At 61.0% G+C, this 12,852-nt stretch carries 12 protein-coding genes; 7 read left to right on the plus strand and 5 right to left on the minus strand.

The window, feature by feature from the left end; all coding sequences use genetic code 11:
- Positions 1 to 44 precede the first annotated feature (44 nt).
- From MQW23_RS05445 to MQW23_RS05475, 7 genes are all read left to right on the plus strand, one after another.
- Positions 45 to 1,505 carry a protein adenylyltransferase SelO gene (locus MQW23_RS05445; protein WP_252106822.1) on the plus strand — a complete coding sequence of 487 codons (1,461 nt, stop codon included), beginning with the start codon at positions 45 to 47 and terminating at the stop codon, positions 1,503 to 1,505.
- A gap of 95 nt (positions 1,506 to 1,600) precedes the next feature.
- A complete protein-coding gene (dinB, locus tag MQW23_RS05450) occupies positions 1,601 to 2,647 on the plus strand; it encodes a DNA polymerase IV (protein ID WP_252106823.1) in 1,047 nt (348 codons plus the stop codon).
- Positions 2,648 to 2,762: 115 nt separating this feature from the next.
- Positions 2,763 to 3,554, plus strand: coding sequence for an alpha/beta fold hydrolase (locus MQW23_RS05455; RefSeq protein WP_252106824.1), 792 nt, complete (start codon positions 2,763 to 2,765; stop codon positions 3,552 to 3,554).
- Positions 3,555 to 3,589: 35 nt separating this feature from the next.
- Positions 3,590 to 3,841 carry a YkoF family thiamine/hydroxymethylpyrimidine-binding protein gene (locus tag MQW23_RS05460; RefSeq protein WP_252106825.1) on the plus strand — a complete coding sequence of 84 codons (252 nt, stop codon included), beginning with the start codon at positions 3,590 to 3,592 and terminating at the stop codon, positions 3,839 to 3,841.
- 274 nt (positions 3,842 to 4,115) lie between these two features.
- The gene (locus tag MQW23_RS05465; RefSeq protein WP_252106826.1) at positions 4,116 to 5,132 is read left to right on the plus strand and encodes a TRAP transporter substrate-binding protein; all 1,017 of its coding nucleotides are present in this window, start codon (positions 4,116 to 4,118) and stop codon (positions 5,130 to 5,132) included.
- Entirely contained in the window at positions 5,129 to 5,641 is a 513-nt protein-coding gene (locus tag MQW23_RS05470; protein WP_252106827.1) for a TRAP transporter small permease, read from the plus strand. The genes MQW23_RS05465 and MQW23_RS05470 overlap by 4 nt, the downstream gene beginning before the upstream one ends.
- A gap of 22 nt (positions 5,642 to 5,663) precedes the next feature.
- Positions 5,664 to 6,968 carry a TRAP transporter large permease gene (locus tag MQW23_RS05475; RefSeq protein ID WP_252106828.1) on the plus strand — a complete coding sequence of 435 codons (1,305 nt, stop codon included), beginning with the start codon at positions 5,664 to 5,666 and terminating at the stop codon, positions 6,966 to 6,968.
- Positions 6,969 to 7,032: 64 nt separating this feature from the next.
- On the opposite strand, the gene gabT is transcribed toward MQW23_RS05475, so the two are convergent.
- From gabT to MQW23_RS05500, 5 genes are all read right to left on the minus strand, one after another.
- Positions 7,033 to 8,310: a 4-aminobutyrate--2-oxoglutarate transaminase gene (gabT, locus tag MQW23_RS05480; protein ID WP_252106829.1), complete on the minus strand. Its 1,278-nt coding sequence runs from the start codon at positions 8,308 to 8,310 to the stop codon at positions 7,033 to 7,035.
- Between the two features lie 78 nt (positions 8,311 to 8,388).
- Positions 8,389 to 9,315: a sensor domain-containing diguanylate cyclase gene (locus MQW23_RS05485; RefSeq protein ID WP_252106830.1), complete on the minus strand. Its 927-nt coding sequence runs from the start codon at positions 9,313 to 9,315 to the stop codon at positions 8,389 to 8,391.
- Entirely contained in the window at positions 9,308 to 10,117 is an 810-nt protein-coding gene (locus tag MQW23_RS05490) for an EAL domain-containing protein (protein WP_252106831.1), read from the minus strand. The genes MQW23_RS05485 and MQW23_RS05490 overlap by 8 nt, the downstream gene beginning before the upstream one ends.
- A 255-nt stretch (positions 10,118 to 10,372) precedes the next feature.
- A complete protein-coding gene (locus tag MQW23_RS05495; protein WP_252106832.1) occupies positions 10,373 to 11,587 on the minus strand; it encodes a CaiB/BaiF CoA transferase family protein in 1,215 nt (404 codons plus the stop codon).
- 23 nt (positions 11,588 to 11,610) lie between these two features.
- A complete protein-coding gene (locus tag MQW23_RS05500) occupies positions 11,611 to 12,789 on the minus strand; it encodes an acyl-CoA dehydrogenase (protein ID WP_252106833.1) in 1,179 nt (392 codons plus the stop codon).
- Positions 12,790 to 12,852: the final 63 nt, after the last annotated feature.

Raw genomic sequence — 12,852 nt, forward strand, 5'->3', positions numbered from 1 at the left:
GCTAGGGTATTAGCCCAACGACACTATTGAAAGCGGAGGCTCCAGTGCTGACATACGAGCATGACTATACCCGGCTCCCTGAACCGCTTTGGCTTGCCTGTGAGCCTTCCGGTGTGCGCGCGCCAAAGCTGATCGCCTTCAACGAGGCGCTGGCCCGAAAACTCGGCGCAAGCGACGTGCCTGACGACGAGACGCTCGCCCAGTGGTTCAGCGGCAACGAGATACCCAACGGCGCAAAGCCCGTGGCGCTTGGCTACGCCGGCCACCAGTTCGGCAATTTCGTGCCACAGCTCGGCGATGGCCGCGCGCTACTGTTGGGCGACGTGGTGGACGCCGAGGGCAGGCGCTTCGACGTACAGCTCAAGGGCAGCGGGCGCACGCCGTTCTCGCGCGGCGGCGACGGCCGCTCGCCGCTGGGGCCGGTGCTGCGCGAGTATCTGGTTAGCGAGTTCATGGCCGCGGTGGGCGTGCCCACAACGCGGGCGCTGGCGGGGGTGGCCAGCGGCGAGCGCGTAGCGCGCCAGATGCCCGAGCCGGGCGCGGTATTCACTCGCGTGGCGTCGAGCCACGTGCGCGTGGGCACCTTCCAGTTCGCCGCTCGCCACGGTGAGGAGACCACCCGTGCGCTGGCGGACTACATTATCGCCCGCCACTACCCCGAGGCGCGCGAACAGGATGATCCGTATCTGGCGCTTCTGGAGTGCGTGACTCGCCGACAGGCCGAACTCGTGGCGCGCTGGATGAGCCTGGGCTTCATCCACGGCGTGATGAATACCGACAACACCAGCATCAGTGGCGAAACCATCGATTACGGCCCCTGCGCCTTCATGGAGCAGTTTGATCCGCGCAAGGTGTTTAGCTCGATCGACGAAGGCGGGCGCTACGCCTTCAACAACCAGCCGGCGGTCGCCCAGTGGAATTTGGCCCGCTTCGCCGAAACCTTGCTACCACTGATGAACGTTCAGGGCGAGGAGGGCGTGGAGCTCGCGGTCGAGGTGATTCGCGGCTTCGAGGCGCATTTCGACAAAACCCGGCAGGCGCTGCGCATCGCCAAACTCGGGCTCGCCGAGGACGCCGGTGACACCGCCGATACGCTGATGGACGCGCTCGAGACATTGATGCATCAAGGGCGTATGGACATGACCGCCACCTTCGATGCGCTGAACCACTACGCCGAAGGCTTCGATGACGCACGCCGCGAGGCGTTGCTGGCGCTTACCCATCAGTCCGAGGCGTTCGATGCGTGGCTCGAGCAGTGGCGCGCGGCGCCGCTTCTGAAGAATGACACGCGCTTTGACGCCATGCGCCGCGCCAATCCGGTCGTAATCCCGCGCAATCACCGCGTGAAAGAGGTCATCGACGCGGCCATGGAAGGCGACTTTTCGCCGTTTCATACGCTATTGAGCGTGGTGAGCGCGCCGTTCGATGAGTCCGTCGAGGCGCGCCGGCTGGCCGCGCCGGCCACCGATAGCCAAGCGGTGCTGCGCACCTTCTGCGGCACCTAGAGCGTGCGAGGCTATGCTACACTGTGATTTTTTACAGCCTTGGCCCACGTGACGGCCAAGTGCTGACCTTTCGACGGTGAGCCAGGCAGGAGCCCGTGCGCAAGATTATTCACTGTGACTGCGACTGCTTCTATGCAGCGGTCGAGATGCGCGACAACCCAGCGCTGGCGGACATTCCCATCGCCATTGGTGGCAGCGTCGAGCAGCGCGGGGTGGTTGCCACCTGCAACTATCCGGCGCGCGAATACGGCATCCACTCGGCGATGCCCATGGGGCAGGCGCTCAAGCGCTGCCCGCACCTGACGATCGTGCGCGGCGACATGCCCAAGTACAAGGAGGTCGCCCGCCAGGTCTTTGCCATCTACCGCGATGTAACCGAGCTGATCGAGCCGCTGTCGCTCGATGAAGCGTTTCTGGATGTTTCCGAGGTGACGCAGTTCAAGGGCAGCGCCACGCTGATGGCCCGGGCCATTCGCGAGCGGGTGCAAAAAGAAGTGGGCATCACCGTGTCTGCCGGGGTCGCGCCGAACAAGTTTCTCGCCAAGATCGCAAGCGACTGGAACAAGCCCGACGGCCTCTGCGTCATTGCCCCGAACGACGTCGAGCGCTTCGTCGAGGCGCTTCCGGTCAAGAAGATTCATGGCGTGGGACCACGCACCGCCGAGAAAATGGCGAGTCTCGATATTCACACCTGCCTTGATCTGCGGGCGCGCCCGCTGACCGAGTTGATCGAACACTTTGGCCGCTTCGGCAAGCGCTTGCATGAATTGAGCCGGGGCCATGATGAGCGCCCGGTAAAAACCCACCGCGAGCGCAAGTCGATCAGCACTGAACAGACTTACTCTCAGGATCTACCGACGCTCGAGGCGTGCCGGGGCGAGCTTCCGGAGCTCCTGCAGGATCTGGAGCGCCGCTACGCCCGGCTCGACCCGCCGCCGGCGGTGAAGGGGCTGATGGTCAAGGTGAAGTTCAATGACTTTACCCAAACCACCGTCGAGCACGCCGACCCGGCACCAAACATGGCCCAGTTCGAAACGCTTCTGAACGTTGGCTGGGCTCGCGGCAGTCGCCCGGTACGGCTATTGGGCGTGGGATACCGCTTGGCCGACGGCGCCCCGGATACTCAGCTTTCGCTCTTTTAAGGCTCCCCCTTTCGGCGCATTGACGTTGGCGTGGGGAGCGATTAAAACAGCTGTATGATCGATAGCGGCCTAAAGGCCGCGCTGACCTTCTATTCTCCCTTATCCCGAGCCGCCTATGACGCCCTCTCGCCCTCTGCTGGTCTTTGCCCACGCCAACGGCTTCACCGGCGCCAGCTACCGAAGCCTTTTGGCGCCGCTCGCCGAGCACTTCGAACTGGGCCCTATCGACCGGGTGGGCCATCACCCGCGCTACCCGGTCAATCGCAATTGGGCCAACCTGGTCGACGAGCTGCTGCATTACCTGCCCACCCATCGAAAAGTATTCGGCGTCGGGCACTCTTTGGGCGGCACGCTCATGGCCATGGCGGCGCTTAGAGAGCCCGAGCGCTTTTTTGGGGTGGTCATGCTTGACCCGCCCCTGATGCTGGGCGTGGATGCCTGGGCGATGAAAGCGGCCAAGCGCTTTGGCTTTGTGGACCGCCTGACACCGGCGGGTAAAACCAAAGGGCGGCGCAGCGTTTGGCCAAGCCGCGAGGTGATGGCCCACTCGCTTGGCCGCCGCGGCATCTTTCGCGGCTTTACCGCAGAGGCGCTCAACGACTATGTTGAAACAGGCACGACGCTTCGCGACGACGGCCAAGCGGAGCTGGTGTTCGAGCCGCGGGTGGAAGTGGCGATCTTTCGCAACCTGCCGGACCACCTGTCGTCGAAACTGACGAAAATCCGCGTGCCGGTGGAGATCGTCGCCGGCGACCGCTCGGATCTGCTGACGTCGGGTCGTATCGCGCGACTCATCCGCAAGGGCCTGCGCGTGAGCCACGTTCCCGGCGGCCACATGTTCCCGATGGAGCATCCCGAGGAGACCCGCGCGGCGATCATCAACGCCTGGCAGCGGCTCGCGCCCTGAGTCTGCGGCCAACGATGCAATCAAGGAGGCACGCCATGTACCTGTCCGTACAGCTGAGTTACTACCCGCTGACCGACGACTTCAAGCCCGTGGTCAAGGAGGTCGTCAAGCGCCTGGAAGCTACCGGTCTCGAAGTGCATGCCAACCGCATGAGCACCCAGGTGTTCGGCGAGTTCGACACGGTGATGAACGCGCTCACTGAGGTCATGAAGTGGTCCTTCGAGACCCACGGCAAAGCAGTGTTCACCGCCAACTTTCTGGAAGGGGATCGCCGGCCGCGGGAGTAGCCGTTAGTTATCGACCGCTTTGATCGTCAATGCCGCGCCCGCCGCGGCATTGTTGTTTGTGAGCCGAACGAACGGCTGCAATCGGTCCAGGTATTCTGAGTATTTATTCAAATCAATCAGTTGGTTAAGTTAGCGTTGAAAGTGAATGATACTTCGTTCGTTGCGGGGTTTGGTGTCGCATTCAGGCGCATTTACGTCGCCTTCGAAAACAGACGACCGGCCGAGAAGGGTACATTGAAAGCGACCTTCAATAAAAACGGCAGGGAACTCCATCATGACAGCGATCACTCCTTACTCTCGCCGGCGCACTGCCGGTAAAAGCCTGCTCACCGCTCTCGGGCTGGCGCTGGCTAGCGGTCAGGCGTATGCCCAGTCCTTTAGCCTGGACTTCTCCAACGAGTACAACGCAAGCTCTATTCATGCCCAGGGCGATGCCTACTTCATCGACAAGGTAAACGAGCTGACCGACGGCGATATCAGCATCACGCTGCACACCGGCGGGGCGCTGGGGTTCAACTCCGGTGACCATTTCTACGCCGTGGCCGACGGCGCCGTCGATATCGCCGATACGCTGTCGGGCACGATGAGCGGCGTGGACTCGATTTTTTTGCTTTCGTCGTTGCCGTTTCTGGTCAACGATATCGAAGACGCCCGCCAGCTCTACGATATTGCCAAGCCTTATTACGAAGAGGTGTTCGCGGACAACGACCAGGTGCTGCTCTACGCCTCGCCCTGGCCGCCGAGTGGTATCTGGTCTAAAGACGACATTCAAAGCGCCGATGATCTGCAAAATTTAAAAATTCGCACCTTTGATCGTAGCGGCACCGAGACCTTTAGAAACGTCGGCGCCGCGCCGGTGAGTCTCTCCTGGGGCGATGTCGTACCGCAGCTCGCCACCGGCGGTATCAGCTCCGTTCTAACCTCCGCCGAAGCCGGCGCCAACGGTAGTTTTTGGGAGCATCAGAACTACTTCTCCGCCGTTCAGTACGCCATTCCGCTCAACATGGTGCACATGAACAAGGCGGTCTTCGACTCCTTTAGCGAGGAGCAACAGCAGGCCGTGCTCGAAGCCGCTCGCCTGACCGACCAGCACAACTGGGCCGCCGTCGAAACCCGCACAGAAGAGAACTATCAGACGCTTGCGGACAACGATGTGGTCGTGAACGACCCGGTGGCGCAGGCGCTGACCGACGTTCTATCCGAGGCCTCTACCAGCGTGGTCGAGAACTGGGTCGAAAGTACGGGTGAAACCGGCGAGACGATTCTGGACGAGTTCCGGAGCCAGCAATGAGGGTTTTCGAAGCCATCGAAAAGGCGTCGAGATTTCTCAATCGTGTGGGCGCTGCCATTGCGGTGGCGCTCATCATTTATATGTTCGGCCATATCATCGTCGAGATTGCGATGCGCCTTTTCGGCCGCTCGACGTTCATTCTGGATGAGTACATCGGCTACGCCGTAGCGACCATGGCGTTTTTGGGGCTGCCTTATGTACTGGAGAAGGGCGGGTTGATTCGGGTATCGCTTTTGATGGATCGCGTTCCCGGCCCAGCACGGTGGCCGCTGGAGTTATTCAGCAGCCTGGCCACCGCTGGCTGTTTTTTCTGGCTCTCCACGTTCTGGCTGCAGAACGTACAGCGTAGCTACCAGCGCGGCGTGGTCAGCGAAACCCTGGCCGAAACCCCAATCTGGATACCGGAAAGCGCCATTCTCATCGGCATGTGGCTAATTTCGCTGACACTGCTGGTAAGGGCGTTCAAAATCGCGCTGCTGCGCTCGCGCTACTCCTCACATACCGCTTAGACCGGGCTAACAGGAACGACTTATGGATATTTTCTGGACGGCCGTCGGCGTGGCGCTATTGCTGGTGTTTTTCCTCTCCATGGGGACCTGGATCTTCGCCTCGATGCTGGCGGTATCCATTGGGTCGCTATGGCTTTTCGGTGACTTTAGCGCGGACCGAATCGGCCTGATCTTTTCGCGGGTGTTATACCGCGCCAGCAATAGCTGGGAGCTTTCTGCCATACCGCTGTTCATTCTGATGGGCGAGCTGATCTTTCGCTCCAACCTGTCGGAGCGTCTTTTCAAGGGACTGGTGCCGATCACCAGCCGACTGCCGGGCGGCATTTTGCACACAAACGTATTGGGCTGCACGCTGTTTGCCGCTGTCAGCGGTTCGAGCGCGGCCACTACTGCCACCATCGGTAAGATCACGACCCAGGAACTCAAGGTGCGCGGCTACGACCGTAACCTGTCGATCGGCTCACTCGCGGGGGCAGGCAGTCTGGGGCTTTTGATTCCGCCGTCGATCGTGATGATCGTTTACGGCGTGCAGGCGGAGGTGTCGATCAGCCAGCTTTTCATGGCCGGCGTGGTGCCGGGGCTTGTAATCGCGCTGCTCTACAGTAGCTATATCGGCGCGCGGGCGTTGATATCGCCGGACCTGGCGCCCAAGCAGGTGGCGCATGCGCAGTCTGTCGGCGAGTCGATTTTACTGCTGCTGCCGATTTTGATCCTGATTGCGATCGTGATCGGCTCGATCTACAGCGGTATCGCCACGCCTTCCGAGGCGGCGGCGGTAGGCGTGGCGGCCACGCTGGTGCTGTTGGCCGTTGAGCGCCAGATTAACGTTGCGATGCTCATCGAGGCGTTTCGCGGCACGCTGATCACGTCGATCATGGTGTGCAGCCTGTTGATCACGGCAACGCTGCTTTCCACGGCGATGGGCTATCTGCACCTGCCGCGCGAGCTCGCCAGTTGGATTGCGGCGCAGAACTTTAGCCCAACGATGCTATTGGTGGCGCTGGCGATCTTCTATATCGCGCTGGGGCTCTTTCTGGACGGGATTTCTATCACGGTCATGAGCCTGCCGATTACGCTGCCGATCGTGCTGCTGGCCGGCTTCGACCCGATCTGGTTTGGTATCTTTTTGATCATCATGATCGAGCTTGGTCAGATCACGCCGCCGGTCGGTTTTAACCTCTTCGTTTTGCAGAGCTTGACCGGGGAGAGCATTGGCCGCGTGGCGCTGGCGTCGCTGCCGTTTTTCTTACTCATGTGCCTGGCGGCCATCATCATCAGCGTCTGGCCGGAGCTTGCGCTGTGGCTGCCGCGCTATATGACAGGTTGAGTGTGGTTTAGGTCACAAAAAACGCCGCCCCAAGGGGCGGCGTTTTTATTCATCGAACCAGCATTCAGGTCAGCGATTCCAGGCAGGACTCGATGATGTCAAGACCTTCGTTGAGCACTGCGTCGTCGATGGTGACCGGCATCAAAAAGCGGATGGTGTTGCCGTAGAGGCCGCAGGAGAGCAGGATCAGCCCCTTTTCGCGTGCTTTCTTGCACAGCGCGCCGGCCAGGTCCGGGTTGGGGGCGCCGTCGGCTTTATTGGATACCAGTTCGAAAGCGGCCATCGCGCCCATGTTGCGCGGGTGGGCGACGCAGTCGAATTTTTCCTGCCACTGGCCAAAGCGCTGGGCCAGCTTGTCGCCCAATGCCCGGCTCTTTTCCAGAATATTCTCTTCCTCGAAGACCTCGAGCACGGCAAGCGCTGCGGCGCAGGCGGTGGGGCTGCCGGTGTAAGTGCCGCCCAGCGAGTTGGGGCCGGAAGAGTCCATGACCTTATCGGTGCCGACGATGGCTGAGATCGGCATACCGTCGGCCATGCTTTTCGCCATGGTCATGATGTCCGGCTCGACGCCGCTGTGCTCGATGGCGAAGAGCTTGCCGGTACGGCCAAAGCCGGACTGGACTTCGTCGACGATCATGAGAATGCCGAGCTCGTCACAGATATCGCGCACGCGCTTCAAAAACGAGGCGGGTGCCGGGTAGAAACCGCCTTCACCGAGCACCGGCTCGAGCACGATGGCGGCGGTATTGGCCGGGCCGGCGTCGGTCTTGAGCGTCATCATCAACCCGCGAATGGCTTCCTCTTCGCTGATGCCGTGGGAGGGCACCGGGTAGGGCGCGCGGAAAACGGTGCCGGGCATCGGGCCGAAATCGGTCTGGTAAGGCGCGACTTTACCGTTCATCGCCATGGTGTAGAAGGTACGGCCGTGGTAGCCGCCGTCAAAGCAAATCACGTTGTCGCGCTTGGTCGCCGCGCGCGCGATCTTGACCGCGTTTTCGAGCGCCTCGGCACCGGAGTTGGCGAGCATGACCTTGGCGTGACCCCGCACCGGCACCACGTGGCTAAGCTTTTCGGCGACCTTGACGTAGCCCTCGTAGGGCATGACGGTCTGGCAAGTGTGCATGACCTTGTCGAGCTGATCCTTGACCGCGGCGACCACTTTGGGGTGGCGGTGGCCAATGTTGAGTACGCCAATACCGCCGGCAAAATCGATGAAGCGGTTGCCGTCGGCATCCCAGATTTCGGCGTTTTCAGCGCGGGCGGCAAAGGCGGTGGCGGGGCTTGCGGCGCCGGCGGCGACGTATTTCTGCTTTAGCGCGTTAAGCTCGGCATTACTCGTCATAGCGGGGTCCTCGTGCGTTGAGCAAAAATAACGGGTGTGAGGACAGCATAGTACGCAAGTGCCGATATTTACACGTCGTCAGGCAAGGCGTACCTGGTTGCGCCCGCTGGCTTTGGCAAGATACATGGCCTGGTCGCCGCGCTCGATGAGCTGCTCGGCACAGGTAGCAGGCGTGCTGGCGACGCCGGCTGAAAGCGTGATCGCCAGCTGGTGGGGCGTGAAGCGGCTTTCCTCGACGATCGAGCGCAGGCGTTCGGCGGCGATATGCGCCTCGTCACTGCCGGTTTCCGGCATGATGACGAGAAACTCTTCGCCGCCCAGGCGCACCTGCAGGTCGGTATCGCGCAGGGCGTGGGCGATCGTTGCCGTGACCTCGGTGAGGGCGGTATCGCCAGTGGCGTGGCCGTAGGTGTCGTTGATCGATTTGAAACTATCCAGATCGAACAGCACCACGCTGAGCTCGCCGCCGTAGCGCCGGCAGCGCTTGAGCTCCTCTTCGAGCTGACAAAGCCCCGCGCGACGGTTCATCAATCCCGTGAGCCCATCGTGGCTGGCCAGGTGATCGAGCCGGCTGTTGGCTTCCTGCAATCGTTCCTCGAGCTTTTTGCGCTCGGTGATGTCGATGACGAAGGTGACCTTGTGCTGCTGATCGTCGTCGCCCTCGACTTTGGCGGCCTCCGTCAATACGGTGCGCTGCTCGCCGTTTTTGCAGTAAACTGTCCACTCTTGGCGGGCCTCGATCATCTCCGTGCCACCAAGAAACTCGGTATACTGGGCGCAGGCAAAGGAGTGGCTTTCCGGCGAGAGCAGCATGATAAAGTGCTGGCCGATCAACTCCTCCTGAAGGTAGCCAAAAAAAGCACAGAAGGCGGGGTTGACCAGCTCGAAATGGCCCTGCGGGTTGGTGATACAGATGCCGATAGGGGCACTGCTAAGAACGCTCCAGGCGTTGCGTTGGGAGCGTCTGACCTTTTCTTGTAGTTGGTCGGTCGAAAGATCAAGCATTCACTGCCTCGGGAGTTGCAAGTGCAAGCGCCTTGGCTCGCAAGGCCGCAAGTCGCGGCGACAGATCCTCACCCAATGAATTAATGGCAGGCTTGGCATAAAAATAGCCTTGCTGGCGCATAATGCCAGCGCGGGCAAGCCATAGCGCCTCGGCTTCGGTTTCGACTCCCTCGGCAATCAGCGTCGTACCGAGCTCACGACCTAGGGTAATGACCGACTTCAAAATTGCCTGGCGGCGCGGGTCGCTATCGCAGTGCATGACTATCTCGCGATCGATTTTTAGCTTGTTGGGGGCAAGCTCGGTAAGAAGATCGAGATTGGCGTAGCCGTTACCGAAGTCGTCGAGCGCGGTTTCAAAGCCCATGCTGCGGTAGGCGTCGATGATGTCGGAGAGGTGTTGGCGATCCTTTACACGCTCGGTTTCGGTGATTTCGAATATCAGCCGATTGGCCGGCCAGCCGACACGCCGCGATACCTCGAGTGTGGCCTGAATGCAGGCGTGGGGCTCGTAAACCGCGTTGGGGAGGAAATTGATAGAAAGGCTGGCCGGCATATTCAGCGCGCTGGCCATTTCGATCGCCCGCACACGGCAGGCCTGGTCGAAGCGGTAAAGAAGGTCATCAGTAACTTTCGAGAGAATGCTGTAGGCCGATTCTCCATTCACCCCGCGCACTAACGCCTCGTAAGAGGTAATCTGCGCTTGGGAAATATCCACGATTGGCTGGAACGCCATGGTGAATTCGAAAGGCAGCTCCCCTTCACACCGATTACAGTGCCCCTGTACGCGAGCGCAGTTACCCATAAAACATCCTCCACAAACCCTTGATTTCTTGGTTTCTGGCGCGCTTTTGATGCGCCATTTTTCTAGTGTTTTAAGCTTAGCCCTTGGTAGTTTAGTATCAGTATAGGAGTCCGTACATGTCCGGCGTTATGCTTTCAACGCTCGTTTAACAATTATTTTCAATAGTAGCGTTAGCAGACGAGCGAACAAAAAAACGCCCGGAGCGGGCGTTGAACAAGGGGAATCGTTAAATTGTGACAGCAGTTAGCGGTGGGGCTAGATAATACCTGCCTTGTAAAGTGCTTCGCGCTGCTGCTCGGTGATGCCGATCTCTTCCAGCACGTCGTCAGTATGCTGTCCCAAAAGCGGCGGCGCGGTGGGTGCCGTGGTCGAGCGGCCGTCGATACGCACCGGGTTGGCGACCAGGTCGACGCTGCCGGCCTGAGGGTGAGCAAAGGTCTTTCTGAGTCCGCGCGCCTTGACGTGGGCATCCTCGAATACCCGGTCGAGGGTGTTGATCGGCCCGCAAGGCACGCCGACTGCTTCAAGCGCCGCCAGCCACTCGTCGATCGAGCGCAGCGCGAGCGTGGCCTCTAGAAGCGGCACTAGCTCCTCTCGGTTCGCCACCCGCGCGCCGTTGGTGGCAAAGCGCGGATCATCACAAAGACCGGGCTGCTCGATGACCTGACAAAAGCGCCTGAACTGTTCGTCGTTACCCACCGCGACGATGATATGGCCATCGAGGGTCGCGAAGGCCTGGTAGGGCACGATATTGGGGTGGGCGTTGCCCAGACGCTCGGGCACGCGGCCCGAGGTCAGGTAGTTGGTGGCCTGGTTGGCCAATACCCCGACCTGAACGTCCATCAGCGAAAGATCGATATGGCAGCCCTGGCCTGAGTCACGGCGGGCGTACAGCGCGGCGAGAATGGCGTTGGTGGCGTAGAGCCCGGTGAACAGATCGGTGATCGCCACGCCTACCTTGACCGGGCCGCCGCCGGGTACCTCGTCCGGCTGGCCGGTCAGACTCATCAATCCGCCCATCGCCTGGATCATGAAATCGTAGCCGGCGCGGTGCGCGTAGGGGCTCTGCTGACCAAAGCCGGTGATCGAGCAATAAATCAGCCCCGGATTGAGCGCTTTCAAACTCTCGAAATCGAGCCCGTAGCGCTTGAGCCCGCCGACCTTGAAGTTTTCCACGACGACATCGGCGCCTTCAACCAGGGTTTTGATCAAGGCCTGGCCTTCGGGGGCGGCCATGTCCACCGTCACCGAGCGCTTGCCGCGGTTGGCGCACAGGTAGTAGGCGGACTCGAAGCTGTCACCGAGCCAGGGCGGCCCCCAGTGGCGGGTATCATCACCTTTGACCGGGCGCTCGACCTTGATGACGTCGGCGCCAAGATCGGCCAGCGTCTGCCCGCACCAGGGGCCGGCGAGCACGCGGGAGAGATCGAGCACCTTGACGCCTTTGAGCGGGGTGGGCGCATCGCTCATAAACACTCCTTGCGCAAGGCGGCTTAGAAGAACGCCTGCAGACCGGTCTGAGCGCGGCCCAGAATCAGCGCGTGCACGTCGTGGGTGCCCTCGTAGGTGTTGACCGACTCCAGGTTCACCATGTGGCGAATAACGCCGTACTCGTCGGAGACGCCGTTGCCGCCGTGCATGTCCCGCGACAGGCGGGCGATGTCCAGCGCCTTGCCGCAGTTGTTGCGCTTGATCAGCGAGACCATTTCCGGCGTCCAACTGCCGTTGTCCATCAGCCGGCCGACCTGCAGCGCCGCCTGAAGGCCGAGGGTGATTTCGGTCTGCATATCGGCGAGCTTCTTCTGAATCAGCTGGTTGGCGGCGAGCGGGCGGTTGAACTGCTTGCGATCCATCGTGTACTGGCGCGCGGCGTGCCAGCAGAACTCAGCGGTGCCCATCACGCCCCAGGCAATGCCGTAGCGTGCCTTGTTCAAGCAGCCGAAGGGGCCTTTCAAGCCGCTGACGTTCGGCAGCAGGTTCTCTTCCGGCACGAAAGCGTTATCCAGCACGATCTCGCCGGTGATCGAGGCGCGAAGCGACACCTTGCCTTCGATTTTGGGCGTGGAGAAGCCTTCTGTACCGCGCTCGACGATGAACCCCTTGATCTGGTTTTCGTGGGCGGCTGACTTGGCCCACACCACGGCGATGTCGGCGATCGGGCTGTTGGTGATCCACATCTTGGCGCCGGTCAGGCGGTAGCCGCCGTCGACCTTTTCAGCGCGAGTGATCATCGAGCCCGGGTCGGAGCCGTGGTCCGGCTCGGTCAGGCCGAAGCAGCCGACCATCTCGCCGGTGGCGAGTTTGGGCAGATATTTTTTCTTCTGCTCTTCACTGCCGTAGGTTTCGATGGGGTACATCACCAGCGACGACTGCACGCTCATCGCCGAGCGATAGCCCGAATCGACGCGCTCTACTTCGCGGGCGATCAACCCGTAGGCAACGTGATTGACGCCGGCACCGCCGTACTCTTCGGCAACCGTCGCGCCCAGTAGGCCAAGCTCGCCCATCTCGGACATGATGTCGCGATCGAAGCGCTCTTCGCGAAACGCGCTCAGCACGCGAGGCTGAAGATTTTCCTGACAGTAGTCGTGCGCGGCGTCGCGGATCTGGCGCTCTTCGTCGGTAAGCTGTTGTTCGAGCAGCAGCGGGTCGTCCCAGTTGAAGCGTGACATGGCAATAGCCCTCCTGATAGATGCGTCCAATGTATCGCTGATGCGAAAAAATATCTACATTTT

This window comes from Halomonas sp. S3-1-1, from assembly GCF_023757625.1.
In the GTDB taxonomy this organism is placed as follows: Bacteria; Pseudomonadota; Gammaproteobacteria; order Pseudomonadales; family Halomonadaceae; genus Vreelandella.

Bases quoted from the DNA above. Each gene is read 5' to 3' on its own strand.
- MQW23_RS05455 (WP_252106824.1), top strand. From the start codon at position 2,763: ATGACGCCCTCTCGCCCTCTGCTGGTCTTTGCCCACGCCAACGGCTTC.
- MQW23_RS05460 (WP_252106825.1), top strand. From the start codon at position 3,590: ATGTACCTGTCCGTACAGCTGAGTTACTACCCGCTGACCGACGACTTC.
- MQW23_RS05465 (WP_252106826.1), top strand. From the start codon at position 4,116: ATGACAGCGATCACTCCTTACTCTCGCCGGCGCACTGCCGGTAAAAGC.
- MQW23_RS05470 (WP_252106827.1), top strand. From the start codon at position 5,129: ATGAGGGTTTTCGAAGCCATCGAAAAGGCGTCGAGATTTCTCAATCGT.
- MQW23_RS05475 (WP_252106828.1), top strand. From the start codon at position 5,664: ATGGATATTTTCTGGACGGCCGTCGGCGTGGCGCTATTGCTGGTGTTT.
- gabT (WP_252106829.1), bottom strand. From the start codon at position 8,310: ATGACGAGTAATGCCGAGCTTAACGCGCTAAAGCAGAAATACGTCGCC.
- MQW23_RS05485 (WP_252106830.1), bottom strand. From the start codon at position 9,315: ATGCTTGATCTTTCGACCGACCAACTACAAGAAAAGGTCAGACGCTCC.
- MQW23_RS05490 (WP_252106831.1), bottom strand. From the start codon at position 10,117: ATGGGTAACTGCGCTCGCGTACAGGGGCACTGTAATCGGTGTGAAGGG.
- MQW23_RS05495 (WP_252106832.1), bottom strand. From the start codon at position 11,587: ATGAGCGATGCGCCCACCCCGCTCAAAGGCGTCAAGGTGCTCGATCTC.
- MQW23_RS05500 (WP_252106833.1), bottom strand. From the start codon at position 12,789: ATGTCACGCTTCAACTGGGACGACCCGCTGCTGCTCGAACAACAGCTT.